Source organism: Actinoplanes subtropicus (assembly GCF_000721705.1).
In the GTDB taxonomy this organism is placed as follows: Bacteria; Actinomycetota; Actinomycetes; order Mycobacteriales; family Micromonosporaceae; genus Actinoplanes; species Actinoplanes subtropicus.
The window spans coordinates 131,971-158,131 of sequence record NZ_JOJL01000024.1; the positions used below are offsets into that span (position 1 = coordinate 131,971).

30 protein-coding genes are annotated in these 26,161 nt (G+C 71.1%); 18 read left to right on the forward strand and 12 right to left on the reverse strand.

The annotated features are described in order from the left end of the window. Nucleotides 1-70: 70 nt before the first annotated feature. From IH26_RS0131720 to IH26_RS54220, 3 genes are all read left to right on the forward strand, one after another. Nucleotides 71-1,417 (forward strand): PepSY-associated TM helix domain-containing protein, encoded by a 1,347-nt coding sequence (locus tag IH26_RS0131720; protein ID WP_342668321.1) that lies wholly within the window; start codon nt 71-73, stop codon nt 1,415-1,417. A gap of 308 nt (nt 1,418-1,725) precedes the next feature. Beyond that, nucleotides 1,726-2,247 carry a SigE family RNA polymerase sigma factor gene (locus IH26_RS0131725; RefSeq protein WP_034216362.1) on the forward strand — a complete coding sequence of 174 codons (522 nt, stop codon included), beginning with the start codon at nt 1,726-1,728 and terminating at the stop codon, nt 2,245-2,247. After that, entirely contained in the window at nt 2,229-3,446 is a 1,218-nt protein-coding gene (locus tag IH26_RS54220; RefSeq protein WP_034216363.1) for a hypothetical protein, read from the forward strand. The genes IH26_RS0131725 and IH26_RS54220 overlap by 19 nt, the downstream gene beginning before the upstream one ends. Nucleotides 3,447-3,766: 320 nt before the next feature. Here IH26_RS54220 and IH26_RS0131740 read toward each other — a convergent pair whose 3' ends face one another. Next, nucleotides 3,767-4,090: a hypothetical protein gene (locus tag IH26_RS0131740; protein ID WP_157437484.1), complete on the reverse strand. Its 324-nt coding sequence runs from the start codon at nt 4,088-4,090 to the stop codon at nt 3,767-3,769. Between the two features lie 290 nt (nt 4,091-4,380). Between IH26_RS0131740 and IH26_RS0131745 the strand changes: the two genes are divergently transcribed. From IH26_RS0131745 to IH26_RS0131760, 4 genes are all read left to right on the forward strand, one after another. Next, nucleotides 4,381-4,884, forward strand: coding sequence for a sigma-70 family RNA polymerase sigma factor (locus tag IH26_RS0131745; protein ID WP_030439939.1), 504 nt, complete (start codon nt 4,381-4,383; stop codon nt 4,882-4,884). Between the two features lie 277 nt (nt 4,885-5,161). Continuing rightward, nucleotides 5,162-5,443 (forward strand): hypothetical protein, encoded by a 282-nt coding sequence (locus IH26_RS0131750; RefSeq protein WP_030439940.1) that lies wholly within the window; start codon nt 5,162-5,164, stop codon nt 5,441-5,443. Nucleotides 5,444-5,613: 170 nt separating this feature from the next. After that, nucleotides 5,614-5,724, forward strand: a complete 111-nt coding sequence (locus IH26_RS63285; protein ID WP_245665701.1) for a putative peptidoglycan-binding domain-containing protein — start codon at nt 5,614-5,616, stop codon at nt 5,722-5,724. A 166-nt stretch (nt 5,725-5,890) separates the two neighbouring features. Continuing rightward, complete coding sequence (locus IH26_RS0131760) at nt 5,891-8,938, forward strand: ExeM/NucH family extracellular endonuclease (RefSeq protein ID WP_034216366.1); 3,048 nt, start codon at nt 5,891-5,893, stop codon at nt 8,936-8,938. A gap of 159 nt (nt 8,939-9,097) precedes the next feature. Here IH26_RS0131760 and IH26_RS0131765 read toward each other — a convergent pair whose 3' ends face one another. The 9 genes from IH26_RS0131765 to IH26_RS0131805 all read right to left on the reverse strand — a co-directional run bounded on the left by IH26_RS0131765 (nt 9,098) and on the right by IH26_RS0131805 (nt 16,566). Beyond that, nucleotides 9,098-9,847: an IclR family transcriptional regulator gene (locus IH26_RS0131765; RefSeq protein ID WP_084599209.1), complete on the reverse strand. Its 750-nt coding sequence runs from the start codon at nt 9,845-9,847 to the stop codon at nt 9,098-9,100. Then, nucleotides 9,844-10,761: a PDR/VanB family oxidoreductase gene (locus tag IH26_RS0131770; protein WP_030439943.1), complete on the reverse strand. Its 918-nt coding sequence runs from the start codon at nt 10,759-10,761 to the stop codon at nt 9,844-9,846. Before IH26_RS0131770 ends, IH26_RS0131765 begins: the two co-directional genes overlap by 4 nt. Next, nucleotides 10,758-10,931: a hypothetical protein gene (locus tag IH26_RS61530; protein ID WP_169789849.1), complete on the reverse strand. Its 174-nt coding sequence runs from the start codon at nt 10,929-10,931 to the stop codon at nt 10,758-10,760. Before IH26_RS61530 ends, IH26_RS0131770 begins: the two co-directional genes overlap by 4 nt. Then, complete coding sequence (locus IH26_RS0131780) at nt 10,928-11,953, reverse strand: aromatic ring-hydroxylating oxygenase subunit alpha (protein ID WP_030439944.1); 1,026 nt, start codon at nt 11,951-11,953, stop codon at nt 10,928-10,930. Before IH26_RS0131780 ends, IH26_RS61530 begins: the two co-directional genes overlap by 4 nt. An 85-nt stretch (nt 11,954-12,038) precedes the next feature. Further along, entirely contained in the window at nt 12,039-13,175 is a 1,137-nt protein-coding gene (locus tag IH26_RS0131785; protein WP_030439945.1) for a hypothetical protein, read from the reverse strand. 88 nt (nt 13,176-13,263) lie between these two features. Further along, complete coding sequence (locus tag IH26_RS0131790; protein ID WP_030439946.1) at nt 13,264-14,490, reverse strand: hypothetical protein; 1,227 nt, start codon at nt 14,488-14,490, stop codon at nt 13,264-13,266. Beyond that, on the reverse strand, nt 14,487-14,993 hold the full coding sequence (locus tag IH26_RS0131795; protein ID WP_245665703.1) for a SigE family RNA polymerase sigma factor: 507 nt from the start codon (nt 14,991-14,993) through the stop codon (nt 14,487-14,489). Before IH26_RS0131795 ends, IH26_RS0131790 begins: the two co-directional genes overlap by 4 nt. Nucleotides 14,994-15,104: 111 nt before the next feature. Beyond that, nucleotides 15,105-15,947, reverse strand: a complete 843-nt coding sequence (locus tag IH26_RS54225) for a class I SAM-dependent methyltransferase (RefSeq protein WP_051808840.1) — start codon at nt 15,945-15,947, stop codon at nt 15,105-15,107. 10 nt (nt 15,948-15,957) lie between these two features. Next, nucleotides 15,958-16,566 carry a TetR/AcrR family transcriptional regulator gene (locus IH26_RS0131805; RefSeq protein ID WP_051808842.1) on the reverse strand — a complete coding sequence of 203 codons (609 nt, stop codon included), beginning with the start codon at nt 16,564-16,566 and terminating at the stop codon, nt 15,958-15,960. 110 nt (nt 16,567-16,676) lie between these two features. Here IH26_RS0131805 and IH26_RS0131810 point away from each other — a divergent pair, with 110 nt between their 5' ends. The 6 genes from IH26_RS0131810 (at nt 16,677) to IH26_RS0131830 (ending at nt 22,224) form a co-directional block, all read left to right on the forward strand. After that, on the forward strand, nt 16,677-17,564 hold the full coding sequence (locus tag IH26_RS0131810) for an alpha/beta hydrolase family protein (RefSeq protein ID WP_030439950.1): 888 nt from the start codon (nt 16,677-16,679) through the stop codon (nt 17,562-17,564). Nucleotides 17,565-17,845: 281 nt separating this feature from the next. Next, the gene (locus IH26_RS58535) at nt 17,846-18,325 is read left to right on the forward strand and encodes a hypothetical protein (protein ID WP_157437485.1); all 480 of its coding nucleotides are present in this window, start codon (nt 17,846-17,848) and stop codon (nt 18,323-18,325) included. 125 nt (nt 18,326-18,450) lie between these two features. Beyond that, entirely contained in the window at nt 18,451-19,440 is a 990-nt protein-coding gene (locus IH26_RS0131815; protein ID WP_245665705.1) for a C40 family peptidase, read from the forward strand. 113 nt (nt 19,441-19,553) lie between these two features. Continuing rightward, nucleotides 19,554-19,946, forward strand: a complete 393-nt coding sequence (locus IH26_RS0131820) for a hypothetical protein (protein ID WP_157437486.1) — start codon at nt 19,554-19,556, stop codon at nt 19,944-19,946. A gap of 60 nt (nt 19,947-20,006) precedes the next feature. Beyond that, complete coding sequence (locus IH26_RS0131825) at nt 20,007-20,621, forward strand: DUF305 domain-containing protein (protein ID WP_030439953.1); 615 nt, start codon at nt 20,007-20,009, stop codon at nt 20,619-20,621. Between the two features lie 79 nt (nt 20,622-20,700). Next, entirely contained in the window at nt 20,701-22,224 is a 1,524-nt protein-coding gene (locus IH26_RS0131830) for a multicopper oxidase family protein (protein ID WP_030439954.1), read from the forward strand. Here the strand turns inward: IH26_RS0131830 and IH26_RS54230 are convergent. Then, the gene (locus IH26_RS54230; protein ID WP_084599210.1) at nt 22,221-22,715 is read right to left on the reverse strand and encodes a DUF1003 domain-containing protein; all 495 of its coding nucleotides are present in this window, start codon (nt 22,713-22,715) and stop codon (nt 22,221-22,223) included. The two genes, IH26_RS0131830 and IH26_RS54230, sit on opposite strands and share 4 nt — an antisense overlap. Nucleotides 22,716-22,822: 107 nt before the next feature. Here IH26_RS54230 and IH26_RS54235 point away from each other — a divergent pair, with 107 nt between their 5' ends. From IH26_RS54235 to IH26_RS0131850, 3 genes are all read left to right on the forward strand, one after another. Beyond that, a complete protein-coding gene (locus IH26_RS54235) occupies nt 22,823-23,032 on the forward strand; it encodes a cupin domain-containing protein (RefSeq protein ID WP_281179804.1) in 210 nt (69 codons plus the stop codon). Between the two features lie 255 nt (nt 23,033-23,287). Further along, nucleotides 23,288-23,944: a hypothetical protein gene (locus tag IH26_RS0131845; protein ID WP_157437488.1), complete on the forward strand. Its 657-nt coding sequence runs from the start codon at nt 23,288-23,290 to the stop codon at nt 23,942-23,944. Between the two features lie 61 nt (nt 23,945-24,005). Continuing rightward, nucleotides 24,006-24,743 carry an SDR family NAD(P)-dependent oxidoreductase gene (locus IH26_RS0131850; protein ID WP_157437489.1) on the forward strand — a complete coding sequence of 246 codons (738 nt, stop codon included), beginning with the start codon at nt 24,006-24,008 and terminating at the stop codon, nt 24,741-24,743. A gap of 67 nt (nt 24,744-24,810) precedes the next feature. On the opposite strand, the gene IH26_RS0131855 is transcribed toward IH26_RS0131850, so the two are convergent. Then, nucleotides 24,811-25,047, reverse strand: a complete 237-nt coding sequence (locus IH26_RS0131855; RefSeq protein ID WP_030439958.1) for a DUF1059 domain-containing protein — start codon at nt 25,045-25,047, stop codon at nt 24,811-24,813. 99 nt (nt 25,048-25,146) lie between these two features. Between IH26_RS0131855 and IH26_RS60195 the strand changes: the two genes are divergently transcribed. Together IH26_RS60195 and IH26_RS0131865 are read left to right on the forward strand one after the other, a co-directional pair. Then, nucleotides 25,147-25,296, forward strand: a complete 150-nt coding sequence (locus tag IH26_RS60195) for a hypothetical protein (RefSeq protein WP_157437490.1) — start codon at nt 25,147-25,149, stop codon at nt 25,294-25,296. A gap of 329 nt (nt 25,297-25,625) precedes the next feature. Further along, complete coding sequence (locus tag IH26_RS0131865) at nt 25,626-26,084, forward strand: hypothetical protein (RefSeq protein WP_030439959.1); 459 nt, start codon at nt 25,626-25,628, stop codon at nt 26,082-26,084. The last annotated feature ends 77 nt before the right edge of the window (nt 26,085-26,161 follow it).

Sequence of the window (26,161 nt, forward strand, 5' to 3'; positions counted from 1 at the left end):
AGGCCATCCCCGGCAACGCGCCAACAGCGGATTCGAGCCGCTGCTCCGGCGACTGCACTTCTACGCGGGCGTGCTGGTGGCGCCGTTCCTGCTCGTGGCCGCGCTGACCGGCCTCGCGTACACCTTCACCCCGCAGCTGGAGAGGATCGTCTACGCGCACGAGCTCACCGTCCCGAACCCGGGCGGGACCGCGTTGCCGCTCGCCCGGCAGATCGCGGTCGCCCGCGCGACGCACCCGGGCGGCGCGCTCGCCTCGGTCCGGCCGGGCACCGGCGACGCCACCACGCAGGTCGATTTCACCTCCCCGCAACTGGACGAGGAACACCTGCACACCGTCTACGTCAACCCGTACACCGGCGAGGTCACCGGCCGGCTGACCACCTGGTGGGCGACCACCCCGCTCAAGACCTGGTTCGACGACCTGCACCGCAACCTGCACCTTGGCGTGCTGGGCCGGTACTACACCGAATTCGCCGCGAGCTGGCTGTGGATCCTCACCCTGGGCGGCGTCATCCTCTGGTGGCGCCGCCGGCGCGGCAACCGCACCGCCCGCCGCCTGCTCACTCCCGACCTCGCCGCCAAGAAGGGGGTCCGGCGCACCCGCGGCTGGCACGCCGCCACCGGCCTCTGGCTCGCCCTCGGCCTGCTCATCCTCTCCGGAACGGGCCTGACCTGGTCCCGCTACGCGGGCGCCAACTTCACCGCCGCCCTCGACACGCTGAACTCGCACACGCCCGCGGTGTCGACCGCCCTCACCGGCACACCAACGACCGCGACCGGTGGCCACCACGCCGGCATGACCACGCCGGCCACCTCGTCGAGCGTCGACCCGGCCGCCGTCGACGCCGTCCTGGCCACGGCCCGCAAGGCCGGCATCACCGGCCCCGTGCAGATCGGCGTCCCGCCGGACACCGCGACCGCCTGGACCGTCTCGCAGACCCGCAACCTGTGGCCGGTCGGACGCGACAGCATCGCCGTCGACCCCACCACCGGCACCGTGGTCGACCGCGTCAACTTCGCCGACTGGCCACTGCTGGCCAAACTCACCCGCTGGGGCATCAACGCCCACATGGGCACCCTGTTCGGCCTCGTCAACCAGCTTCTGCTCGCCGCCCTGGCCATCGGCCTGATCTGCGTCATCGTCTGGGGTTACCGGATGTGGTGGCAGCGCCGGCCCACGCGCGCCGACCGCAGCGCCATCGTGGGTGCGCCGCCGGTCGGCCGTGGCGCCTGGCAGCAGCTGCCGCCATGGGGGATCGCCGCCGGCGTACCGGCCGTCGTCGCGATCGGCTGGGTCCTGCCGCTGCTCGGCCTCCCGCTCCTCGCGTTCCTGCTGTTCGACGTCGTCATCGGCACCGTCGACGACCGGCGCCACAGGTCACGGATTCCGGTCTCGCCCGCCCCCGCAGGAAGCTGACGGCCCCGACGGCACGCCCGCGACGAGCGGCGACCTCGAGGGCCCCGAGGAACGAGTACGCGAAACTCGCCCGCCTGCAAAGGAGCCGCTGCGGTTGCGAGGAGCCCGGCCACCGAGCTCAGCCCGGCGGTCGCCTCGCGGGCTTGGCCACCGACTGGGTCGCGTTGCGTCAGCCGCCGGAGGCGGGGTTCGGGTCGACTGCGGTTGTCGCGGTCGCCGGGCGTACGGCCGCATGGTTTTGAATGTCTTGCAACCTTTTCGGGGGGCGGCTACGACGTTGTTTCGGAGTGGAGCGCGGGGGGAGCGGGATGCGGGCCGAGCTGGAACGGGAGTACGTCGAGTACGTGTCGGGGCGATTGCCGCGGTTGCATCGGATCGCCTACCTGCTCTGCTCGGACGCGCATCAGGCCGACGACATCGTTCAGGCGGCGCTCACCTCGCTTTACCTGAACTGGAAGAGCGCCTCGCGCGCCGACAACCTGGACGCGTACGTGCATCGCATCGTCGTGCGGCGTTATCTGGACGAGCGGCGGCGTCGCTGGTCGAGCGTGCTGCTCGGGGACGCGGTGCCGGAGCAGGTGGCCCGGGACGAGCACGGCATCGAGGAGCGGGACGCGGTGCAGGCGGCCCTGCGGCAACTGCCGAAGGGGCAGCGGGCGGTGCTGGTGCTGCGCTTCCTCGGGGACATGTCGATCGAGGAGACGGCCGAGGTGCTCGGCTGCTCGGTCGGCAACGTCAAGAGCCAGTCGTCGCGGGGGCTGGCCACGCTGCGTGAGGTGCTCGGCCGAGTCTGGATCGCGGAAGGGGAGTCATGGACGAGCGGGAACTGAGGGACCGGCTGCGAACGGTGAACGTGCCGGCCAGCCGGCTCGAGGTGGAGACGCTGGTCCACACCGGGCGGCAGCGGGTCGTGCGGCGCCGGACCTGGCGGGCGGCGGTGGGGGCGGCGCTGGCCGTCGGGGTGCTGGTGGCGCTGCCGTCGCTGCTGGCCCGGCCGGAGAAGCGGGCGATCGTGGTGGACACCGCGCCGTCGATCTCGGCGAAGCCGCCATCGCGGACGCCATCCCAGGCGCCATCCCAGACGCCGTCCCAGACGCCGGCCCGCGCGGTTTGTGCGATGACCGCCCTGCCGGTCCCGGCCGGGCTCGAGGACGTGCAGGTCGCGGGCGTCGATCCGACCGGCCGCTACATCGTCGGCAACGCGACCCGGGGCAACAACTGGAAGCCGGTGCTGTGGACCGGCGGGCAGGCGCGGGCGCTGGCGGTCCTCGGGCCGTCGATGCAGCTCACCGGGGTCAACGCGGCGGGCGTCGTGGTCGGGCAGCTGGGGCTCGGGTCGCATGAGCAGACTTTCCGCTACCAGAACGGGAAGTACACCCGGCTGACGACGCCGGCCGGTTCCTGGCACGCGTTCCCGCAGCCGGTCATCAACACGGCCGGCGACATCGTGGTCAACGTGGAGCCGTCCGGAAACTCCGGCGGCGAGGGCAGCATCGTGCTGTTCTGGCCGGCCGGCGAGGCCGCGGCGCGGAAGCTGCCGCTGCCCGCCGGGGCGAACGTGCTGGCCATTTTGGACGACGGGACGCTGGTCGGTGCGCTGTACAAGAACGGCTCGGCGATCGCCGCGTACACCTGGGACCAGCAGGGCCACGGCACCAAGCTGGCCACGCCGAAGGGCCAGACCTCGGCCGCGTATGCCGCCCGCGGCGACTGGGCGACCGGCGGCTTCTGGCCGGCGATGTCCACGGCCCGGTGGAACCTGCGAACCGGCGAGTTCGCCGAACTGCCCACGCCGCCGGGTACGGATCTGCCGCCGGCGCTGACGAGCCTGGGCGCGGGCTCGCAGGTCAACGCGAACGGCTGGGTGGTCGCGGACGGCTACGCGGTGCACGACGGCGGCGCCGCGCACCTGCCGGTGCCCAAGGGGCAGCGGGCCTCGGCGGTCGCGGTCGCCGACGACAACCTGGTGGTGGGGCAGGCGCTGTCGACGTCCGGGACTCTGCTGGGCCCGCGCATGTGGCGCTGCTAGCGGGTCACGCAGTCGGGTAATTGATGAAATCTTCAAGTTCGGCGATCCTGAACCGGGGCAACGTTGGGTAGGTGATCACCGGGCGAAGGAGCCGGTCATGACCGACGCGTCGATGCTCTGTCAGCGTTTCCCCGTGGTCCGGTCGTGGCACGACAACGACCGTGACCGCCGGCGGCCATCTCGCCGCCGCGCACCGTTTGGTCGTCGGGTTGCCGGCCGACTGCCGCACCGGCGACCGCATCGATTGACTCCCCGGAATGAACGCAGGGGATATAGCCGGTTGGTTATATCCCCTACGAGGCGTTCACTTCGCTAGTTCGTCAGGCCGCGCCGCCGCCCCGGTGGTAGCCGTAGGCGCTTCCGCCGCCGGCCCCGTTGTCGGCGGGCGCCGGCTTGTCGTGATGGTGGTGCGTCGAGGAAACGACGACGATGATCGTCCCGGGGTCGCGCTGCCAGTAGTCGCGTAGCGGGAAACCGAAACCGTCGTCGAAGAAGTCGAGGCCGTCCCCGAAAAACGCATCGCCGAATCCCGGCCCATTGCACGGGTGGTGCCTCGTCGCCGCCTGGGCCGCGCCGGCCGGCAGGAATAGCGCGCCGGCGGCAATCGCGCCGGCGAACGCCGCCTTGAACAACGTTGACGACATGGTTCTCCTTCGATCATTCGGTGAGTGAACGGTGCACTGCTGGACCGTTCACGCCGCTCAACGGCCATGATCGTCAAGAGATACGCAATGAATTCGTCGCCGCCGCGACGAGGATTAGACGGTGGTCACTCATCCGGGTGTGGTTCCGGAAAACCGTCGCGGGGCCCGGAAAAAACGGTACCGCCGGGCGCGGCGTGAGCCCGGCGGTACCAGATATGACCACAGATCCCTATAGAAACGGCAGCGTCAATATACCTCCGGATTCATCGTCGTCGCGTTCGAGATGATCAGTGCCGCGGGCCGCCGGGCTGACCGGCGCCCGGGCCGGCGTGACCAGCGCCCGGGCCGGCCTGACCTGCGCCCGGGCCGGGCTGACCGGCACCCGGACCAGGCTGGCCGGCGCCCGGACCGGCGTGGACGATCACCGGGCCGGGGTGAACGATCACCGGGCCGCCGTGGCCGAAGCCCGGGCCCCCGTGGCCGAAGCCCGGGCCGCCGAAGCCCCCCGTGGCCGAAGACCGGACCCGGCACACCGGGCCGGAACACGCCCGGCCAGACGGGGCGGAACCGGACCGGGAAGCCGTGAATGGCGCGGAACGGCACGCCGGAGGCGGCCGGAATCCGCCCGGACCATTCCCGCGCTCCCCACGGCGATCGCGGCCGCCGAGAGCGAGTTGTTCGGGCGCCTGCGGCGATCCCCCACGGTTGGCGAGGTCGCGGGCCACCTGGGGGTGGCCGAGCACCAGGTCATCGCCGGGCTGGCGGCCGGATGGAGTTTGCCGGCGGCCGCTTGACCGCCGACGTGAACGGTCGGCAGATCGGTCAGCAACGGCGGACTGCGCGTCCGAAGTCCCCTGTTGTCGGATACGAGTTTCTCAAACGCAACAAGCGGTTCGCGACGCGCTGGTCATCCCGAAAGCAATGGCCACTCTCAACCGGCAGCAATGCCGGCGGTGTGCCGGCGGGATCGCGACGCGAACCAGCCGGGGATTTCCGGATCCGCATTACGGAAATCCCCGGCCCTCACCCACGAGCCCACCGGCCCACCAGCCCACGAACGAGGACGGAACGATGACCGCCCCTGGACATGATCTCCTCTTCCTCGCCCTCACCTTCAGCATCCTCATGTCCAGCTCATATGCGCTCGGCCGGATCCACCAGTGGCACAAGCACGGCCACGAACAGGATGAGGAATACCGCCGCGGCTACGACCGGGCCTCCCTGGCGATCCTCAGCCTGATGAACCAGCACGGTCCGGCCGGCACCAGGCAGCGGGCCACCGGCATGCCGGTCGCCGGCGGTCCGGGTCCCCGGCTCCGCGGGCGGCACGCACGCAACCGGGTACGCACCTGAACCTCCGCCGCAGGCCCGGACGTCAAAAGGGTGGCCCTCCCCCGCGAACCGGGAGGGCCACCCTTTTCGCGTCGCACGCGAACCCCGGAACATTGGGATGATCGGCGGAAAGCGTCACACGAAAGTCCGGGGCGGTTGCCTTTGACGGCATTTCACCACGTCGTTTCCCGGTGCCGACCCTGCAACACCTGCTGCGGGCGCGCGGCAAGACGGTGACGGTCGATGGCATCGTCGGCCCCATGACGTGGCAGGCGCTCGTCAGCGGGATGCTGTCGTTCTGACCGGACCGAAGATGATGACCGTTCTGGTATGGGCCCCGGCGCGCGCCGGGGCCCGTACTTTTAGTGTTCATCGATAAATTCATGCCGTTCAGATCTTGTCCGCTCTCCGTCGGACCGGGACGCCTAGCGTCCGTTCGTTGACCCTTTTCACCTGGAGGTCGGGGTCGTGTCCCGTGCTCTCATCCGGCGCGTCGCCATCGGGGCGTTGTCGCTGTCCACCCTGGGCGTCGCCAGTTCGCTGACCGGCTCGCCGGCGCTCGCCAACCCGGCCGGCACCGGGCTGGTCATCAGCGAGGCGTACGTCAATGGCGGCTCCGCCGGTGCCAGTTACCTGAATAAGTTCGTCGAGCTGTACAACCCGACCGGCGACGCCATCGCGCTCTCCGGCGATACCTTGCAGTACCGCGCCCCCACCAGCACCGTGACCCCGAGCGGGTCGCAGGTGTTCGCCCTGTCCGGGTCGGTGGCGGCGAAGAGTCACTTCCTGATCCAGCTGCCGAGCAACGGTGCGAACGGGGCGGCCCTGCCGACGCCGGACCTGTCGACCGGCAGCAGCGTCAACCCGGGCGCGGGCGGCGGCACGCTGTACATCGCCGCCAGCACGACCGGCGTGCTGCCCACCGACGGCACGGTGATCGACAAGGTCGGCTATGGCACCAGCAACTCGCCCGAGGGCGCCGCGGCTTCCGGCAACTCGGTCGTGCTCAGCTATCAACGGTCCGCCGACGGCGCCGACACCGACAACAACCTCGCCGACTTCCCGGTCGCCACGCCGACGCCGACGGCCGCCACCCCGGTTTCCGACATTTCCGTCGTCAACCCGGGCGCCCAGAACGCGACCGCCGGCACCGCGATCGCGCCGATCACCCTCAGTGCCAGCGGCGGCACCCCGCCCTACGCCTGGACGGCTACCGGCCTTCCAGCCGGTCTGGATATTTCCGATTCGGGGGTCATTTCGGGCACGCCGAGTACCGCCGGAACGTCGACCGTAGTCGTCACCGCCGCTGACAATTCGGGCAAATCAGCGTTGGTGACCTTCAGCTTCGTCGTCGTGGCCCCGGCGGTGAACCTGACGATCGCCCAGATCCAGGGCACGGACACCGACACCTCCCCGTACGTCAATCAGCTGGTGACCACCCAGGGCGTGGTAACCGCGGCCTACCCGACCGGCGGCTTCAGCGGCTTCTTCGTCGAGACCCCGGGCCCCGACATCACCCCCGGCGCCTCCGACGGCGTCTTCGTCTTCGGCTCCGCGGCCGCCGCCCAGGTGGCCGTCGGCGACAGCGTCCAGGTCACCGGCAAGGTGCAGGAGTTCTCCGGCGAGACGGAGATCACCAGCCCCGCCGTGACCAAGCTGGACACCCCGCTCCCGGCCGTCGAGCCGCGCGCGATCCCGTGGTCCGACCTGGACACCAGCGCCGAGAAGGAGGCCCACGAGGGCGAACTCGTCGCGCCGCAGGGCACCTTCACCGTCACCGACAACTACGACGCCAACTTCTACGGCTCGTTCACCCTGGCCGCCGGCGACACCCCGCTGCGCCAGCCGACCGACGCCGGCCCCGCGGGCAGCGCCGCCGCGCAGGCCGTCGCCGCCGACAACGCCGCCCGGATGGTCACCCTGGACGACGGCTCGAGCCTCAACTACTCGACCGCCGCCAACTCCGGCAAGCCGCTGCCCTGGCTGACCCCGGCCGAAGCGGTCACCGTCGGCTCGAAGGTCACCTTCCACCAGCCGGTCGTCCTCGAGTACCGGTTCTCGCTGTGGAACTTCCAGCCGCAGCACCAGGTCACCGACGACGGCTCGGCGGTCGCCACGTTCAGCGACCTGCGCACCGGCAACCAGCACCCGCGCTCGTTCGGCAGCCCGATCCTGGCCACCTTCAACGTGGAGAACTACTTCCCGACCACCGGGGAGAAGTACGAGGCGGCCGGCCTGGGCACCTGCACCTACTACAACGACCGAGACGGCAACCACAACACGGTCAACACCTGCACCGGCACCGGACCGCGCGGCGCTGCGAACGACGCCAGCTTCGCCCGCCAGCAGTCGAAGATCGTCACCGGCATCAACCGGCTCGGCGCCTCGATCGTCTCGCTCGAGGAGGTCGAGAACTCGGCCTGGTTCAACCAGCCCCGGGACAGCGCGCTGGCCGGCCTGGTCGACGCGCTCAACACCGCCGCCGGCTCGCCGGTCTGGGCGTACGTCCCGTCGCCCCCGGCCGACAAGCTGCCGCCGCTCGCCGACCAGGACGTGATCCGCACCGCGTTCATCTACAAGCCGGCTGCGGTCGCGCTGGTCGGCCAGTCCCAGGTGCTGACCACCGCGTCCGGCCCCGGGCAGTCCTTCTCGATCGCCCGGGAGCCGCTGGCCCAGGGCTTCAAGAAGATCGGCGCCACCGACGACAACGCGTTCGTGGTGGTCGCCAACCACTGGAAGTCGAAGGGCTCGGGCACCCCGCTCTACCCCGGCGACACGGAGGACACCTCCTCCCCGGCCGTCGACCAGGGTGCGTTCAACGCCACCCGGGTACACGAGGCCGCAGATGCCATGGCGTTCGCCTCGTCGGTGGCCGCCGGCCTGAACACCAACCGGATCTTCCTGGTCGGCGACTTCAACGCGTACACCCACGAGGACCCGATGGAGGCCCTCTACACGGCCGGCTACACCGACATGGGATCCACCCTGAACCCGACCGAGCAGACCTATTCGTACAACGGTCTCGAGGGCTCGCTCGACCACGTGGTCGCCAACCCCGGCGCGAGGGCCATGGTCAACGGCGCGGACACCTGGCAGATCAACGCGCAGGAAGCGGTCGCCTACGCGTACAGCCGCTACAACTACAACGTCACCCAGCTCTTCAACGGCAGCGACCCGTTCGCCGCCTCCGACCACGACCCGGAGCTCGTCGGCCTGACCCTCCCGTCGGCCCCCGACTGGAACAACTCGAAGATCTACAACTCCGGCGACCTGGTCTACTACAACGGCTCCACCTGGCGCGCCCTCTGGTGGACCCTGAACCAGAAACCCGGCGACGCCTACGGCCCCTGGGAGCAGATCCTCACCACCCAGGACGGCACCGCCGTGTGGACCCCGTCCCGCATCTTCAACCTCGGCGATGTGGCCTCCTACCAGGGCAAGCTCTACAAGGCCCAGTGGTGGACCCGCAACCAGAAGCCCGGTGACCCCTGGAGCCCCTGGAAACCGATCAGCTGACGTAGCTGTTGGACAGGGCCGTCCGAGCGTCCAGCTTGGGCGGCCCTTCCGCTTTGGAAAATCCCGACATCGTACGGTTGAGCCAAGTCCCCGGTGCGGCGCCGAGCTGGCTGCAACTCACCCCCCGACCGCGGCCGCCGGGCTGTCCCGGCCCAAGACCTACGAGCGGAGGGCGCGGGTGATGCCCTGGGCGGTGGCGCGCACCGCCGGCGTCAGGGCCGCCGGCAGGGCTGTTCCGGCGGCTACCACGATCGAGACGGCGGCCACCACCGAGCCGTCGGGGGAGCGGATCGGGGCGGCCACCGACAGGGAGTCCATGGTTACCTGGCGGTCGTTCACGGCGAAGCCGTGGGCCCGGACGTCGGCGAGGATTTTGCGTAGTTCGTCCGGGTCGGTGACGGTCAGTGGGGTGAAGCGGGCCAGCGGCGCGGCGAGCACCGCTTCCTGGATGTCGGCCGGGGCGTGGGCCAGCAGCACCCGGCCGACGCCGGTCGGGTGCAGCGGGAAGCGGCCGCCGACCCGGGTCAGGACGGGGACCGCGGTCCGGCCGGCGAGTCGTTCCACGTACACCGATTCGATGCCCTCGCGGACCGCCAGCTGCACGTTCTCCCGGGTGACCGCGAACAGGTCTTCCATGTACGGCAGGGCCCGCTCGCGCAGGCCGAGGCCGCGCGGGGCCAGCGAGGCGATCTCCCAGAGCCGCAGGCCGACCCGGTACTCGCCGTCGGCGTCGCGTTCCAGCAGGCCGCAGTGCACCAGCTCGGCCACCAGGCGGTGGGCGGTGGTCAGCGGCAGCCCGGTGCGGCGGGCCAGCTGGGTCAGCGTCAGCGCCGGCTGGTCCGGCGTGAACGCGGTCAGCAGCTGGGTGGCCCGCCGCAGCACCGGACCGGTCTCGCCCCTCGCCGTCACAGGTCCAGGATGAGGCGTGGACCGGCCGCGCGGGACACGCAGACGAACATCGTGTCGTTCTTCGCCCGTTCCTCGGGGGTCAGCAGGCTGTCCCGATGGTCGACCTCCCCGCCGAGCACGGCCGTCTCACAGGTGCCGCAGGTGCCCTCGGTGCACGACCAGAGCACCTCGACCCCGGCCTCCTCGACGGCCCGCAGGATCGACGTGCCGGGCGGCACGGTCAGCGTACGGCCGCTGCGGGCCAGCTCCACCTCGAAGGACTCGGCGCGGACCGGCTCGCCCTGCTCCTTCGGGGCGAAGCGCTCCACGTGCAGTGGGCGGCCGGCGCAGCGCTGCTCGACCGCCGCCAGCAGCGGTTCCGGCCCGCAGCAGTAGACCGGGGTGTCGGCCGGCTCGCCGGCCAGGATCGCGTCGAGGTCGAGCAGGCCGGTCTCGTCCTGCGGGTGAAGGAAAACCCGGCTGCCGTACGCGGCGCGGAGCTCGTCGCGGAACGCCATCGAGCCCAGGGTGCGGCCGCCGTAATGGAGGCGCCATTCCGCGGCGGCGGCCATCATCGGCAGCAGCGGGGTGATGCCGATGCCACCGGCGATGAAGAGGTGGCGGGGCGCGGGCACGAGCGGGAAGTGGTTGCGCGGGCCGTCCACCTCGACCAGGTCGCCCTCGCGGAGCTTGTCGTGCACCGCCTGCGAGCCGCCGCGGCCGTCGGGTTCGCGGAGCACGGCGATCCGCCAGACCGAGCGGTCGGCCGGGTCGCCGCAGAGCGAGTACTGCCGCACGACGCCCGGAGCCGGCGTCAGGTCGATGTGTGCGCCGGGCGCCCACTCCGGCAGGTCGGACCCGGCCGGGTCGCGCAGTTCGAGGACGACGACGCCGTCGGCCGCGGCCTCGTGCCGACTGATGGCTAGCCGTTTCACGCTGCTTCCTCGCGTACCGGGGAATGGTCTTGATGGTTGGGGTGGGCCAGCAGCCACTGCCACATGGCGACCGGGTCCTCCGCGATCGTCTCGGCGCCGCAGTGGCAGCGCCCGCGCAGCTGGTCGGAGCCCGGCACCCAGTCGACCTGCAGCATTTTCCGGGCGGTCATCGGAGCTTGGCCATCATCCGGCGGGCGGCGAGACCGCCGGTGTCGATGTTGATCGAGAGCTCCTGGTAGCCGTCCGGCTCGGTGGCGATGACCTGCTCGAGAACGTTGAGCGCGGTCACGTCCTGCAGCACGACGGTCCGGTTGTTCTCCGCCAGGAAGTCGGAGACGCCCTGGTCCTCGAGGGCGAAGTCGCGGGCGACCGCCCAGAAGTCGTGTGTCGAGGTCTCCGTCTCCGGGGTGAGCGCGTAGACCACCTCGACGTGGAACCCGTCGGGATCGGTGCCGTCCGCGTTGGGCAGCACCCCGGCCGGCGCGATCCGGCTGTGCAGCAGGTAGAGGCAGGGCGGCGTGAACTCGATGTCCTGCCAGCGGGTGATCCGGCCGGTGATGCCGGTGCTCTTCTGGTAGAAGGGCGGGCAGGCGGCGTCCGCCATGTGCCGGGAGACGTGGACGACGCCGGCCTCCTCGTCGACCCGGGTGACGATCGGCGTCTCGGCGACCTCGGGCGTGCCGATGTATCCGCCGTGCAGGTACGTCTCGTGCGACAGGTCGAGCAGGTTGTCCATCAGCAGGCTGTGCCGGGCGGCCAGCGGCTCCATCCCGGAGACCGTGGTCCAGCCCGGCATGTCGAGCCACGGCGCCCGGGGGATCCGGGTCTTCTCGGCGTTGTCCGGCTCGCCGATGAAGACCCAGACGAAGCCGTCCAGCTCGGTCACCGGGTAGGAGGTGAGCCGGGCGGTCCGCGGGATCCGGGTCTGGCCCGGCACGGCCACGCAGGCGCCGCCCTGGTCGTAGGTGAAGCCGTGGTAGCCGCAGACCACGGTGTCGCCGACCAGGTGGCTGGGCGCCTGGGAGAGCGGGAATCGCCGGTGTACGCAGCGGTCGCTCATCGCGGCGACCGCACCCGCCTCGGTCCGCCAGAAAAGGATGGACTCGCCGCAGACGGTCCGGCTGAACAGCTCCCGGCCGATCTCCCGGCCGTAGGCCGCCACGTACCACTGGTTCCGCACGAATTCGCTCATGCGGCCCAGCGTGACGGCAGTCACCGGGCGGCCGGTCCGCCTCTTCCGCATTTCGGAAGAGACGAACCGGCGGCCAACCTGCGGATCAGTGCCGTTCGAGGATCAGCGGGGTGCCGGTCACCACCGCGGCCCGATTGCCGACGGCCCAGGTGTGCGTGGTGCCGGGCCGGGCCGACACCGCCCAGAGGTCCGGCGCGCCGTCGGCCGGCGCGGCGACCTGGGTCCACTGTGTACCGTTCCAGTGCTCGGTGAGCGGCGCGACGTACGGGATGTCGCTCAGCGCTTGCGGGCCGACCGCCCAGACGTCGCCGCTCGCCCGGGCGCTCACGCCCCGCAGGTAACCGCCGTTGCCGGGGATCGCGGGACCGGCCACCACCGACCACGCGGTGCCGTTCCAGTGCACCGTCGCCGGTTGGATCGTGTCCTGCACCGTGGGCGGGTTGATCTGCCCGACGACCCACGCGTCGGTGGCGCTGACCGAGGTCACCGACCACACCTGCAGGCCGGTCGGCATCGGCACGAGCGACCACGCGGTGCCGTCGTAGTGGATCGCGAAGGCGGCGGTGACGTGCCGGCGCGGCGAGTAGCTGCCCACCGCCCAGATGTCGTTCGCCGAGCGGGCCGTGATGGCCGTGAACGAGCCGGCACCCACCCCGCCCGGGTTCGGCGACGGCGTGGTCACGCTGGTCCAGGCGGTGCCGTCCCAGTGCTTGACGGTGTCGCCGACCGCCCAGGCGTTGTTCGGGCCGAGGGCGGCGACGCCGAACAGGGTGCCGCCGCCGGGCACGGAGACCGGACTCCACGCGGTGCCGTTCCAGTGCATCGCGATCGGCGACACGACGATGTGGTAGCCCGGCGGGTGGGTGCTCACCGAGCCGACCGCCCACGCGTCGTCGGCGGCGCCGGCGCTGACGCCCCACAGGAGGGTGCCGATGCCCTGCAGCGGTACGGGCACGTCGGTCCAGGCCGTGCCGTTCCAGTGCAGCGAGATCGGGTAGGTCGGCGAGGCGGTCGGCGGCTGGACGTAGCCGACGGCCCACGCGTCGGTGTCGGTCCGCCCGTCGACGGCCTGCAGGCTGGTGAACTGGACGTCGGGGTGGGGCGCCGGCACCGCGCTCCAGGCGCCCGCGGCGGCGACCGCCGGCCCGGTCGCGGCGACGACGGCGGTGATCGTTGCGGTGGCGGTGAGGGTGAGTGCGCGCGGCAGACGTCTTGGTCGCATCGGCTTTCCTCTCTCGGCGGAGCCGCCAGGTCCGCCGTCGAGTCTGACCAGCGACGCTGACGCGACCCTGAAGCGCGCCTGAAACCGCTCAGTCGCGGAACTGGATGGCGAGCGGCGCCCGGTCGTTGGTGTCGTTCGGGTCGTTGTAGCCGTCCAGCGGGATCACGTTGGTGTCCGGGACGTAGGTGAGCTGATAGCGCCGCGGCGAGTCGATCTTCAAGGTGACCTTGCGGGTCGCGCCGCCGGAGAGCTTGGCCGCGGTGCACACGACGTCGATCATCCCGCCGCCGGCGGTCGACGGATCCAGGGCGCAACCGTGCGGCGGACCGACCAGCCGCATGCCGTACGAGATGACGGTCTCCGTCTTGTACGGGATGGCCGAGGCGCCGGTGTTGTGCACGGTCAGCGTCATCGAACCGCCGTAGTGGCCGTTCGGCTGCTTGGTCAGCACGAGAGCGGTGCTGGTCAGTTCGAGGTCCGTGGCGTACGCGTTGGTCGGGTGTGCCGTCGTGCCCTGCTGGACGAAGGCCGACCCGCTCCAGGTGAAGGTCAACCACTGCCGGGTGACATACCGTTGGTTGGCCGAGCTGGGGTCGGCGCACCGCCAGGGTACCGGGAAATCGGCGATCTCGACCTGGACCGCGCCGTTCGGGCCGGCGCGCAGGCCGCAGATGGACATGAGCTTGCCGGTCTGCGCGAGGACCGGGCCGATCGTGCGGACCCGATCGCCATCCGCCGGTGCGAACGCGACGACCTGCGACGCGATGTCGTTCTGGTACATGCAGAAGATCCGGGCGAAGGTTTCCGCCCGGCCGTCCCCGTCGACGTCGGCGTAGGCGACCCCGGCTATCCAGTAGGCGACGTCGTCGGTCTGCCAGTCGCCGTTGTGGAACGGGATCGGGCCGGTCCCGCATTTCGCGCTACTCGTCTCGGCCGGCCACGCGGGCAGGTCGAGGGCGGCCGAGTAGAGGGCCGCCTCGGTGATGCCGCCGGCCGGAGCCGTCCTCGACGGGTGGGTGGTCTCGCCCGGTCCGACGAAGTAGGGCTCGCCGGAAGCGGAGGCGGACGGCTTCCGGACGACCGGCTTCGAGTCCGGCGAAGAGCCGCGCGGATCGCCGGTCAGCAGGACTCCAGCCGTCAACGGGATCGCCACGACCAGGGCCGAGAGCGTCGCGAGCGTGACGTTCCGGTTGCGCTTGCGGGTGCGGACCTCTTGGCGCGTACGGTCGGCGCCGGCCGGTTTCACCAGGGCAGCCGCCTGGCCGCGGAACTCGTCGAACGCCGCGGTCAGCGGATCGTGGTCGAGGTTGGTCATGATTCGTCCTCTTCCTCGGCGAGGCGGGCGGCCAGCGCCGCGCGGCCACGGTGCAGCCACGCCTTGACGGTTCCCTCGGGCGCGCCGACCTGGTCCGCGATCTCCCGTACCGACTGATCGGCGAGGTAGTGCAGGATCAGCACCCGGCGGTGCTGGGCGGGCAGGGTCGCGAGCGCGCCGGCCAGCGCCACCCGGTCCGGGCCGGGGGCGGGCACGTTCTCCACGCGGTGCTTGCGCAGGAAAGCCGCGGCGGTACGCGCGCGGCGCCACTGGCTGGTCGCCAGGTTCCACGCGACCCGGCGCACCCACGCCTGCGGATCGTCCAGTGCGGACACCCGTTTCCAGCGGGTCAGGGCGCGGCAGAACGCCTCCTGCACCACGTCCTGGGCGCTGGGCAGGTCACCGGTGTACGCGTACAGCTGGATCGTCAGCGGCTGGAAGTGGGCCGCGTAGAAGCCGTCGAAATCCAGGCCGACCTCGCGAGCTTGGCGCACATCGACCACGGTGCCCTCTCTTCTCCGCGGCGCCGGTCGGCCCGGCCGCTCAGCGGTAACACGCGCGGTGGCCGGCCTCGGTTACAGCTTCGTTCACACCGCGGCCGGCGGATTTCGCGCTCAGGGCACCCGCGCGACCGTGACCAGTTCGACCGCGTTGGCGACGAGGCCATCGGCGCGCCCGGCGAACAGCGGCTCCACCAGATGGGGTGCGCCGACCTCGCCGGCCGGCCGCAGCCCGCTCCCGGTAATCAGATCCCCGGTTGCTCGGCGGGTGAGGCGGGTGAGCCACGGTTCGCCGCCGGCCTCCACTATCGACGCGACCAGCCGGACGGACTCGAGATCGTCCGCGGCCACGTCGGCGTCCGGGATGAGCGTGGTGAGGACGATCTCGGTGCCGGACGGGGCGGTGGCCAGTCCGGCCAACGACGCGCCGACCGCGTCCGGGGTGAGGTACTGGGTCACGCCGAGCCAGGAGATCACGGTCGCCCGGCCGCCGTCCCCGGGGGCCGCCCGCTTCAGCACGTCGGCCAGCGGCTCGGTGGTCAGATCGCACGGAAGCTGCCGCCAGTTGCCGGGGATCCCCAGCCCGGCGGCGCGGACCCGGCGAAGCTTGTCGGCCGCGCTGTCGGGCTGGTCGATCTCGACCACCTCGAGGTCGAGATCGGTATGCCGCCAGGCCACACTGTCCAGGCCCGCGCCCAACGACACGTACCGAGCCGGCCCGGCCGCGGCGACGGCCCGCAACCGGTCCTCGGCGACGCGCGAGCGTCCCACGATCGTCGAGCGCAGCACCAGCAGCGCCTGCCGGGGCAACTCCCGGACGACGGCGGCCAGGGCAGCGGCATCCGCGCCGAGGAGAACCTCGGCAAACGGATCATCAAGCACCGGCGGTGAATCGTCATCCGACCGGTGCGTCATCCGCAGTGCGGCGGCGATCAACGCCGTACGGCTCGCGGCCATGCGCTTCACCCTAAGTCTGTCCACTTTCGCCGCCGGTCCCGAGTCGCCGATCGGACTGCGGGCGGGGGCGTAGCCCGTCGATGAGGTATCCGACCACGCGACGAGCGTCGTACTGCGGGTCCCGGCCCGCCCCGATGCACAGGTTGCCGATACCGCGCATCAACTCGTACGCCTGCACGCCGGGCCGGACCTCGCCGGCGGCGGTGGCGGCCGCCAGCAGGTGGGCGCAGGCCGGGACGAGGCGGTCGAGGAAGTAGACGTGCAGGGTCTGGTAGGTGGCGTCGTCGGACTGCAGGGCCTCGGCCAGGCCGTGCTTGGTGACCAGGAAGTCGACGAAGAGGTCGATCCACCGGGCCAGCGCCTCGTGCGCGCCGGCGGCACTCTCGAGCAGGGCCGGCGCGGCCTCGGCGCACGCCTCGACCTGGTGCCGGTAGACGGCCACGACCAGGTCGGCGCGGGTCGGGAAGTGGCGGTAGATGGTGCCGACGCCGACGCCGGCCCGCGCGGCGATGTCGCGTACGGGCACGTCGACGCCGGCGGCAACAAAGGCCGCACCGGCCGCGTCGAGCAGGGTCTGCTCGTTGCGGCGCGCGTCCGCCCGTTTGCGCGGTGCTGCCATCGAGCCGTTACCTCCGTCACAGTGCTGGATAAGCGGAACCGTGTTCCGTATCGTTTTAACGGAACTTGGTTCCGCTTGTTCGATGATGTCACCCCACAAGGAGAAAGACCATGCCTCATTCCCCGGTCGTCTCGGTTGCCCCGGTCGTGCTGCCGGCCCCCGATCGCGGCACGGACCTGCAACTGCGGGTCTCGGCCCCGGTCACCGGAGACGCGCTGCCCGTCATCGTCTTCTCGCACGGCTTCGGCTGGTCGATGAACGGCTACGCGCCGCTGGCCGACTTCTGGGCGGCACACGGCTTCGTGGTCGTCCAGCCGACCCACCTCGACTCGAGGACCCTGAACGTCACGCCCGACGATCCCCGCTACCCCGACATCTGGCGCATCCGGGTCGCGGACCTCCGGCTTTCGCTCGATCGGCTCGACCTCGTCGAAGCCGCCGTGCCCGGCCTGCGCGGACGGCTCGACCGCGACCGCATCGCGGTGGCCGGGCACTCCTGGGGCGGCCAGACGGCGAGCATGCTGCTGGGCGCCCGGGTCCTCGACGCCGCCGGCGTCCCCGGCGAGGACCTCTCCGACCCCCGGGTGCGGGCGGGCGTCCTGCTGGCCACCACCGGGACGGGCGGCGCCGACCTGAGCCCGTTCGCCGCCGAGCACTTCCCGTTCATGAGCCCGAGCTTCGCCGGCATGACCACCCCGGCGCTGGTGATCGCGGGGGACAAGGACGATTCGCCGCTGTCGCTGCGCGGGCCCGACTGGTTCACCGACGCCTACCACCTGAGCCCGGGACCCAAAAACCTCCTCTTGCTGTACGGGGCGGAGCACTCACTCGGCGGGATCGTCGGCCACTCGGTCACCGAGACGACCGACGAGAACCCCGAGCGGGTCGCTCTTGTTCAGCGACTGACCACGGCGTACCTGCGAAGCGCCCTTGATCTGGAGAACTCGGGCTGGGCCTCGGCGACCGCCGGTGCTCTGGGCCGGATCGACGCCAAGTAAGAGCCCTCGGCCGAAGTGCCACCATCCGGGCCTATCGGTGCCGCCGGCGCCCGGCCGCGCCCGGCTGGCGCCGCACCGCCGGCCACCGCCGGGGGCCGACCGGGCGGCCCTTGCCGGGCCGGCGGCACGGGACCTGCCGGGTGCCGGGCCGATTTCCGCAGCCGACCGCCGTCGATCGCGTCGGCGGCGACCTGCGCATCCTGCGGTGACAATCTTTGGTAACGCATAAGCCTGCCCGCCATGGTTCGCCGCGGGCGGTTTCACCCGCTACGGTATGCGCCGTGACGTCGGCCCCCGCAGTCAGCGACCGCCTCGTGCGGCTGTTGCTGCTGGCCTTGACCACGCTCGGCATCGCCGCATTGCACACCATCGGCCACGCGACGCCCACCGGCCCGTCACACCAAGCCGCCCCGCTCGGCGTCTCGCAGGCCGTCTCGTACGACGTCTCGCAGGCCGTCTCGCCGGCGGGGACCACCGTGGTGGCCGGCGCCCCGATCCCCGATGACCGGGACGGCTGCGACGGTGACGGCTGCACCCATGAGGCCGCCATGCCGGCGGGCACCGGCGACAGGTCGCGCTGGTGGGATGTGTGCGTGGCGGTCCTGGCCGTCTTGGCCCTCGCCACGCTCGCGCCGGCCATGCGGTGCCGCGGCGGCGAGTCGACCACGACCGCGTCCGGTCGGCGACGACCAGCGCCGCATCCGGTGGCCCTCCCGAGGCTGGGCCTGACGTTGGCGAGCGACGCGGTTCTGCGCACATAGCTACCCCCGGCTCGCCGTGCGCAGTTCTCGCCATCCCCGATGCTTCACGCGTATCCGCGTCCCTCGCGCCCCCTCGGGCAGCGAGCGGGCCTGTCGTGGAGCGCGACGAAAGGACCCCCCCGTTCGTGTCTCACCGCACCCGTACCGCCCGGTTCCGTGCCTGGACCGTCGCCGCTCTGACCGTGGCCATGAGCCTGGGTATCGCGGCCGCCCCGGCGTACGCCGCGCCCTCCCCGGCGCAGGTCGAGAAGCAGCTCGACACCGCCTGGAACCAGCTCGAACCGGTGATCGAGCAGTACAACCACACCCACGCCCTGCTCCAGGACAACCAGTCCCAGCAGCGGAAGCTCGCCAGTCAACTGCAACCGCTGCAGATCCGGGTCGACGTCGCCCTGTCCCAGGTCGGTGGCCTGGCCAGCCAGGCGTACCTGCAGGGCGGCCCGCCCGGGCTGGGTAACCTGCTGGTCAGCGGCAGCCCCACCGACCTGACCGACAAGCTCACGTACCTGGAATTCATGGCCCGTTCGCGGCGCGCCCAGGTCAGCGACGTCATCACCCTGCGCGACAAGTACGCCGCCAGCAAACGGCAGCTCGACACCGTCACCGCCGATCTCGCCGCCCGCGACAAGGACCTGGCGGGCAAGAAGGCGACGATCCAGAAGCAGATCGACGCACTGCAGAAACTGCGGATCAGGGCGTACGGTGCATCCGGCGGCAGCACCGGAGCGTTGCGTACCGGCCCCTGCCCCGCGACGTACAGCAACGACGCCGGCGGTAAAGCGGCGGCCAAGGCGTGCAGCCTCATCGGCAAGCCGTACATCTTCGGCGACGCCGGGCCCGGCGGCTACGACTGCTCGGGCCTCACCCTCGTGGCCTGGGCGGCGGCCGGGGTGAGCCTGCGCCACTACACGAAGTGGCAGTGGTCGGACAACAAGCCGGTCAGCCGCGGCGATCTCAAACCCGGTGATCTGGTCTTCTGGTACAGCGACCTGCACCACATGGGCATCTACGTCGGGAACGACACCGTCGTGCACGCCCCGCACACCGGCGACTTCGTGCGGATGGCCAACATCGACAAGGTCGGCCCGATCGCCGGCTACCGGCGGCCCGCGTAACCACGGTGGCGTTCGACCAGCGGGTGGGTTCCCGGCCATGGCCGGGAACCCACCGTCGTCCCCATCGTGGCCCCGTGCTGAACCATTCGCGTCCGGCGCCCGTACTGTCCGGGGTGAGGGCTGAACGCCGCGGCGCCCGCCGCGCCACGCTGCGGCCCTTGCTGCTGATCATCGCGGTGGTGGCCGGGCTGGTGGCCATGCACACCAACGCCTTCGTGGCAGACCCGGTGACACCCGCGAGCGCCGTGGTCGCGGTGCACGCGGGCCCGGCCGGCCCGGGCGACGACCCCGCGGGGTGCCCGTGCGCGGCCGGCTGCGCCGACATGTCGGCCTGCCAGGCGTTGACCGTCGCCCCCTGGGCGCCGGCCGAGCCCGCGCCGGCCGAGTTCGTCGAGATCACTACGGGCTACGGACCGGCCGTTCAGGGCGGGTCGTCGTGGGGGCGGGCACCGGCCCGGCCGCCGATCGGCTTGCGGGTGACAGCGGTGACGGTGACACGGATCTAGACCGGCCGGCTCTTCCTGGTCGTCCATATCCGTCACCCGAATGCAGGGAAGTCACCCATCATGAAATCCATCCGTCCCGGCTGCCGCGTGCTCATCGCCGCCGCGGCCGCACTGACCACCCTCACCCTGGCCGCCTGCGGCACCGACACCACCGGGGGCCAGAACACGCCGGCCGCGAACACCGGCAACATGGCCGGCATGTCGTCGGCGGCGCCGACGGGACGCGGCTTCAACGCCGCGGACGTCGCGTTCGCGCAGATGATGATTCCGGATCACCGGATGGTCGCCGACATGGCCAAGCTCGCCGAGACCAAGGCCAGCAGCAAGGACCTGAAGACGCTGGCCGCGCAGATGGCCAAGGACAACACCGCCGCGGTCGGCACCATGCGGGGCTGGCTGAGGAAGTGGGGCGAGCCGGCCTCCGGCGACATGGCCGGCATGACCATGCCCGGCGCGATGACCAGCAAAGACATGGACATGCTCAAGTCCATGAGCGGCATGCAATTCGACATGATGTTCGCCCAGATGATGGTCAAGCACCACCAGGGATCGGCGCAGATGGCCCGCGACGAGGCCAGCAAGGGCGCCAGCAGCGACGCCAAGGCGATGGCCACCGACCTGGTCACCAGCCTCGCCGCCCAGGCCAAGCAGCTGCAGGCGCTCACCAAGATGTAGTCGGCCCGGCGCGGGGGCCGGCTGCCGACCGGCCCGGCCTCCGCGCGCCATCTTCGCGTACAGAAAGCCCCGAATTTTTATGGTTTCCCTGCCTTTTTCCGCCCTGTCCCGGCGGCAGTTGCTGCGCACCGGTGTCGTCGCCGGTGCCGCGGGAGTGCTTGCCGGCTGCCGGAGCCCCCGGCGCGATGCGACGTTCGTCACGCCGGACGGGCCGCAGGTCCGCGCCGCCGAGGCCGCTCGCCACCCGGGCACCGTCCGCGAGGTGCGGCTGACCGCGTCCGCGGACACCGTCGACATCGGCGGCCGGACCGTGGCGACCTGGACCTACGGCGGCCGGCTGCCCGGCTCACCGATCCGGCTGACGGCCGGCGAGGTGCTGCGCGCCACCCTCGACAACCGGCTGCCCGGCCCGACCAGCATTCACTGGCACGGCCTGGCGTTGCGCAACGACGCCGACGGTGTCCCCGACGTCACCCAGCCCGCCGTCGCCGCCGGGGGCGAGAAGATGTACGAATTCACCGCGTCCCAGCCGGGCACCTACTGGTTTCATCCGCACCAGGGCGTACAGCTCGACCGCGGCCTGTACGCGCCGCTGATCGTCGAGGACCCGCACGAACCCCTTGGCTATGACGACGAATGGGTCGTGGTGCTCGACGACTGGCTCGACGGCGTCGACGGCACTCCGGACGACGTGCTGGCCGAGCTCGAGCACGGCATGCCCTCGGGCGGCGCCATGCCCAGCATGTCCGGCATGGACATGGGCGGCATGGACATGGGCGGGCACACGCTGATGGGCGCCGGCAGCGACCTGCTCGGCGGCGACGCGGGCGACGTGAAATACCCGTACTTCCTGATCAATGGCCGGCGCGCCGACGCCCCGGCCGGCTACCACGGCAAACCGGGCACGCGGCTGCGGCTGCGGATCATCAACGCCGGCGCCGACACCGCCTTCCGCGTCGCGCTCGGCGGTCACCGGCTCACCGTCACCCACACCGACGGCTACCCCGTGCAGCCGGTGCAGGCCGATGCGCTGCTGATCGGCATGGGCGAACGCTACGACGCGATCGTCACCCTGGAGCACGGGGTGTTTCCCCTCGTCGCCGCCGCCGAGGGCAAGAACGCCATCGCGATGGCGGTGATCCGTACCGGCTCCGGCACCGCACCCGCCGCGACCACCCGGCCGAAGGAACTCCACGGCAACGTCGTCGGCGCCGGCGACCTGCACCCCGACGAGGCGGTGCGTCTTCCGGACAGGCCGGCCGACCGGACCATAAAACTGGAACTGACCGGCGGCATGGACCGCTACAACTGGGCCGTCAACGGCAAACCCTACGACCCGGCCACCATCACGCCGGTCCGCGCCGGCGAACGCGTGCGCATCGACTACGTCAACACCACCACCATGTGGCACCCGATGCACCTGCACGGGCACACCTTCGCCGCCGGGCCGGCCGGCGTGCGCAAGGACACCGCCATCGTCCTGCCGAAACAGACCCTGACCACCGTCTTCGACGCCGTCAACCCCGGCATCTGGATGATCCACTGCCACAACGTCTACCACGCCGAGGCCGGCATGATGACCCTGCTCGGCTACCTGACCTAATTCGGGGCGGCCGCCAGCCGATTGAGGATCTCCTTGCCCTGGGCCAGTTGGGCGTGCAGCAGGTTGGCCAACTCCTCGACCTCCGCCTCGGCGCGCTGGTTGACCAGGTAGTCGTTGTGCGCCTGGGCGCGGTCGACGGCGGCCTGCCGGTTGGCGCTCATCAGCAGGACCGGCGCGGCGTACGCGGCCTGGAACGACAGCATCAGGTTGAGCAGGATGAACGGGTACGGGTCCCAGTGCTTTCCCCAGGCGACCGCATTGAGCAGGACCCACCCGCCGAGGATGACACTCTGCGCGATCAGGAACCGCCAGGATCCCATCGTCGCCGCGACCGCGTCCGCGGCCCGCTGACCGCGGGTGGCCCGGCCCGCCTCGGCGGCGGTGACTTGCTGCTGGCGCAGATCGCGCCGTCGGGCGGCCGCGGCACGGGCGGCTTCCAGGTGCTGTTCGGCTGCCCGCAGATGCTGCGACGTGGCGTCGGTCGGTTCCATAGTCAGTTTCCTACCGGACGGCGACTCACCATCCCAGGACCGGACGGTCCGCCGATCTGTGACGTCACACTCCGGGACTGTCACGGACGGGAACGCTGCGGGTCACCCTGTCGCCGGGCGACCCCGGCGCGCCGCCGCACCGGCATCCCGGGCCGCTGTTCGGCTACGTGACCGAGGGCGAGATCCTGTTCGAGCTGGAGGGGGAGCCGCCCCGCGTACTCAAGGCCGGCGACGCGGTCTTCGAGCCCGGCGGCGACGTGATCCACCACCAGGGCGCCTACAACCTTCCGGACGCGCGCAGTCGCAGCTGGTCGTGACCATGTTCGCGCCGCCCGGCACGCCGGTGCCGACCCTGGTCGGCCCACAGGAACTGGCCGAGCGGCGACATCGGCGATTCGCCCAGCCGTGACAACGTGACCGGGGCGTCTCGCCGTGGCCGACCGGCACGCCGGACCCGCCAGGTGGTCTTTCCCACTCCGTTGCGGCATCCTCCCGCCGTGCGCCGCCCGAAGATCGGCAATACGGTCGGGAGGAGCGCAGGATTTCGCCCGGCCGGCGTGGAGGGGACCGCGATGTCGATGTTCGTGCTGCTGATCATCGGTGCGATCCAGATCACCCTGGTGCTGGCCCTCGTGCTGCTCGGCATTCTTGCCCGCCGCCAGCGCGAGCGCGCCGACCCGCACTCGGAGCAGGACTGGGGCGTACCGATCACCGACGAGGTGGAGGTCGTGGCGGCCTACGCCGAGGAGGCGGTCGCGGCGGCGGAACGCGCCCTCGAGGAGGCCGACCAAGCCCACGACCGGGCGGTACGGGCCGCCGCGACCCGCGACATGGCGGAGCGCCGCTACCGGTTCGCCCGCAAGCACGCCGAGGCGGCCGGCGAACCCTACCGGCTGGTGCAACGGGCGGCCCTGGACGCGTATCAGCGGCGGCAGCTGTCGGTGACCGAGCTGAACCGGATCTGGCAGCACACGCAGGTGATGGTCGAACCCGCGCCGCGCCCCGCCGCGGTACCGCTCGGCTGGGAACTGCGGGTGCACGAGGCCCAACTGCGCTACGAGCAGGCCGCGGCGGACGCGGCGCGGGCGCAGGAGGACGCGCGTCTCCGGGCCGCCACCGCCGCCGCCCTGGCCGAGGAAGCCGAAGCCGCCCGGTCCCATCTCTCGGCGGCGATGCACTCGGCGAACACGGGTCTGGTCGGCCTCCTCCGGGCCAACTGGGCCGCGTAGTGATGCTGACCGGTCCGGTGGGTACAGACCGATCACGACGGAGGCTTCGGGGAGTGTGATCATGAATGACACGGCGATTGTCACCGGCGGCGGTGCCGGTTTGGGACGTGAGATCGCGCTCGGCCTGGCTCACGCCGGCTACGGCGTTGTTGTCGCCGACATCGATGAGCGGGCTGCGCGGGCATGCGCCGGCTTGCTTGAGGCGTACGGAACGCCGGCTCGAGCATTGCGTGCCGACGTGCGGGAGCGCGACGACCTGAATCGCATCCTGGAAGTCGCGCAGGCGCTCGGTGGCCCGCACGTACTCGTCAACAATGCCGGCGGCTGGACCGCCCGGCGGCAGTACCCGCAGGCGACCGCCACCGAATGGGCCGCGACGATCAACCTGAACCTCATCGCGCCCATGGTGCTCAGCCAACTCGTTCTCGATCCCATGCGCGCGCACGGCGGAGGCGCGATCGTCAATATCGCCTCGAGCGCTGGAATCGGTTTCGAGTCGTACGGCTCGCCCGAGTACGGTGCGGCCAAGGCGGGCCTGATTCGCTTCACCGCGAGCTTGGGCAGCCTGGCGGAGACCGACGGAATCCGGGTGATGTGCGTAGTACCGGACTGGATCGGGCTGAGCCGGGCCCAAGCCGAATGGCGTCGCATGAGCGCCGAGGAGCGCGCGGCATCACGCCCGTTGATTCCGCCGGCCGAGATCGTCGCCGTCGTCCTGCGCCTCGTCGAACAGGGAACCGGCGGAACGGTGGTAGAGATGTGGGGTGGCGCCCCGCCCCTCGTCCATGCCCCGGCGTAAAACCGGTTCCACTGTTCGCCGGAGCCTCGGCCGACCCGCGCCATGGGGGATCGGCGCCCATACGGGTTCAGGCTCCGGGCAGGTCGGCGAACGCCTTCTTCGTCTCGCGGTACCACCCCATGGCCCGAAGCGGGTGCCGCCAGCGACCCTTCATGTCCTCATGCGCCGGCCCGTGGGCGACGTCGCCGCCACGGACGGCCTCGCGTAGGTGCCGGTCCTGCGCCTTGATGATGTCATCGGCGGTCTCGCCGGTGAGCGCCAGATCGCACGGGCCGCCCAACTGGCGACAGGTCAAAGTCTTCATCGGGACCTCCTGGTAAGCGGTACGGAGTGCCTTGGCCGCACTCTCACCTTGATGACGGACCAGAGCCGCACGGTGTGACAGCCGACCGAGGCTACGCCCATGAGACCGAAGCGATTGTTCGCCGCCGCCGCGATTGCCGGCGGCCTCGTCCTGGCGCAGGCCGCCGTCGTCACGCCCGCCATCGCGGACGCCTTCGACATGGCCTGCAACTACGACTCGGTCCGGCTCGGCCGCGCGTCCGCGACATGATCGTTGATCGGGTGGCCCCTTCGGTTGGGGTGCGGCCGCTCGGCCTCATTGGGCGGCCCGTGGTCGCCGCTGCACCAAAGCGTTGTCGAACGCGAGTTCCCTACACCTCCCCGGACGGTCACCGACCACACACGGCAGCCCTACCCGGAATGGTTCACTGTTTCGACACCATGGCACGCCGGTCGTCGCGCCGGCGCTGCCAGCTGCGCGCGAGCGATCCGCCGAATCGGCGCGTGGCCGCGAATGATCGTCCGCTGTTTGCGACCAGCGGCACGAGGCTGGGCCGGTAATTGCTCGGTGATGATGAGCTTCGCCAAGTCATTGACCGCATGACCGAACGCGTCATCGAAATTCGAAAGCGTTCCGAGGTCGCCTTTGTCGCGGCCGAACGGGCGTTTCCGCGCTACGGCGATGTTGTCATGCGGAATTCCTCCGAAAGGACGCGCATGATTGCCAGACGCTCTGCCCTGCTGGCCGCCCTGGTGGTGGGCGTGCTTGCCGTACCGGCCGCAGCCTCCGCGGTCCCGGCCGGCGACCGGTCGTGCGGTCGGATCACGTGGATCCACAAGAAGGAGAGGTTCACCGTCGAATCGGGCGCGGTGAACAACGTCGACATACCGTTCAAGGCCGTCGCGCCGCCGAAACCCGTGTCTGGCAAGATCGAGGTACGCATCACCTCGAAACTGAACTCTGTGCTGCGCGTCGACATCGCCGCGGTGCGCCCGCGGCCGGACGGGACCTACGTATTGCCGGCGACCGTTACGGGCACGGCCGTTTCAAGATCATGATGTGATTCCGAGGATGGCGAAGGGTCTGGTCATGTTCCGGCCGGCCCATCGGGTGGCTTCGGTGATGTCGCGGCGTC

Excerpts from the sequence above, each read along its gene's own strand:
- IH26_RS0131850 (WP_157437489.1), top strand. The coding sequence starts at position 24,006 with ATGAATGACACGGCGATTGTCACCGGCGGCGGTGCCGGTTTGGGACGT.
- IH26_RS54220 (WP_034216363.1), top strand. The coding sequence starts at position 2,229 with ATGGACGAGCGGGAACTGAGGGACCGGCTGCGAACGGTGAACGTGCCG.
- IH26_RS54230 (WP_084599210.1), bottom strand. The coding sequence starts at position 22,715 with ATGGAACCGACCGACGCCACGTCGCAGCATCTGCGGGCAGCCGAACAG.
- IH26_RS0131845 (WP_157437488.1), top strand. The coding sequence starts at position 23,288 with ATGTCGATGTTCGTGCTGCTGATCATCGGTGCGATCCAGATCACCCTG.
- IH26_RS0131740 (WP_157437484.1), bottom strand. The coding sequence starts at position 4,090 with ATGTCGTCAACGTTGTTCAAGGCGGCGTTCGCCGGCGCGATTGCCGCC.
- IH26_RS0131865 (WP_030439959.1), top strand. The coding sequence starts at position 25,626 with ATGACCGAACGCGTCATCGAAATTCGAAAGCGTTCCGAGGTCGCCTTT.
- IH26_RS0131805 (WP_051808842.1), bottom strand. The coding sequence starts at position 16,566 with ATGGCAGCACCGCGCAAACGGGCGGACGCGCGCCGCAACGAGCAGACC.
- IH26_RS0131750 (WP_030439940.1), top strand. The coding sequence starts at position 5,162 with ATGACCGCCCCTGGACATGATCTCCTCTTCCTCGCCCTCACCTTCAGC.
- IH26_RS61530 (WP_169789849.1), bottom strand. The coding sequence starts at position 10,931 with ATGACCGCCCGGAAAATGCTGCAGGTCGACTGGGTGCCGGGCTCCGAC.
- IH26_RS0131810 (WP_030439950.1), top strand. The coding sequence starts at position 16,677 with ATGCCTCATTCCCCGGTCGTCTCGGTTGCCCCGGTCGTGCTGCCGGCC.
- IH26_RS0131825 (WP_030439953.1), top strand. The coding sequence starts at position 20,007 with ATGAAATCCATCCGTCCCGGCTGCCGCGTGCTCATCGCCGCCGCGGCC.
- IH26_RS54225 (WP_051808840.1), bottom strand. The coding sequence starts at position 15,947 with ATGGCCGCGAGCCGTACGGCGTTGATCGCCGCCGCACTGCGGATGACG.
- IH26_RS0131725 (WP_034216362.1), top strand. The coding sequence starts at position 1,726 with ATGCGGGCCGAGCTGGAACGGGAGTACGTCGAGTACGTGTCGGGGCGA.
- IH26_RS0131830 (WP_030439954.1), top strand. The coding sequence starts at position 20,701 with ATGGTTTCCCTGCCTTTTTCCGCCCTGTCCCGGCGGCAGTTGCTGCGC.
- IH26_RS0131780 (WP_030439944.1), bottom strand. The coding sequence starts at position 11,953 with ATGAGCGAATTCGTGCGGAACCAGTGGTACGTGGCGGCCTACGGCCGG.
- IH26_RS0131790 (WP_030439946.1), bottom strand. The coding sequence starts at position 14,490 with ATGACCAACCTCGACCACGATCCGCTGACCGCGGCGTTCGACGAGTTC.
- IH26_RS0131785 (WP_030439945.1), bottom strand. The coding sequence starts at position 13,175 with ATGCGACCAAGACGTCTGCCGCGCGCACTCACCCTCACCGCCACCGCA.
- IH26_RS0131855 (WP_030439958.1), bottom strand. The coding sequence starts at position 25,047 with ATGAAGACTTTGACCTGTCGCCAGTTGGGCGGCCCGTGCGATCTGGCG.
- IH26_RS60195 (WP_157437490.1), top strand. The coding sequence starts at position 25,147 with ATGAGACCGAAGCGATTGTTCGCCGCCGCCGCGATTGCCGGCGGCCTC.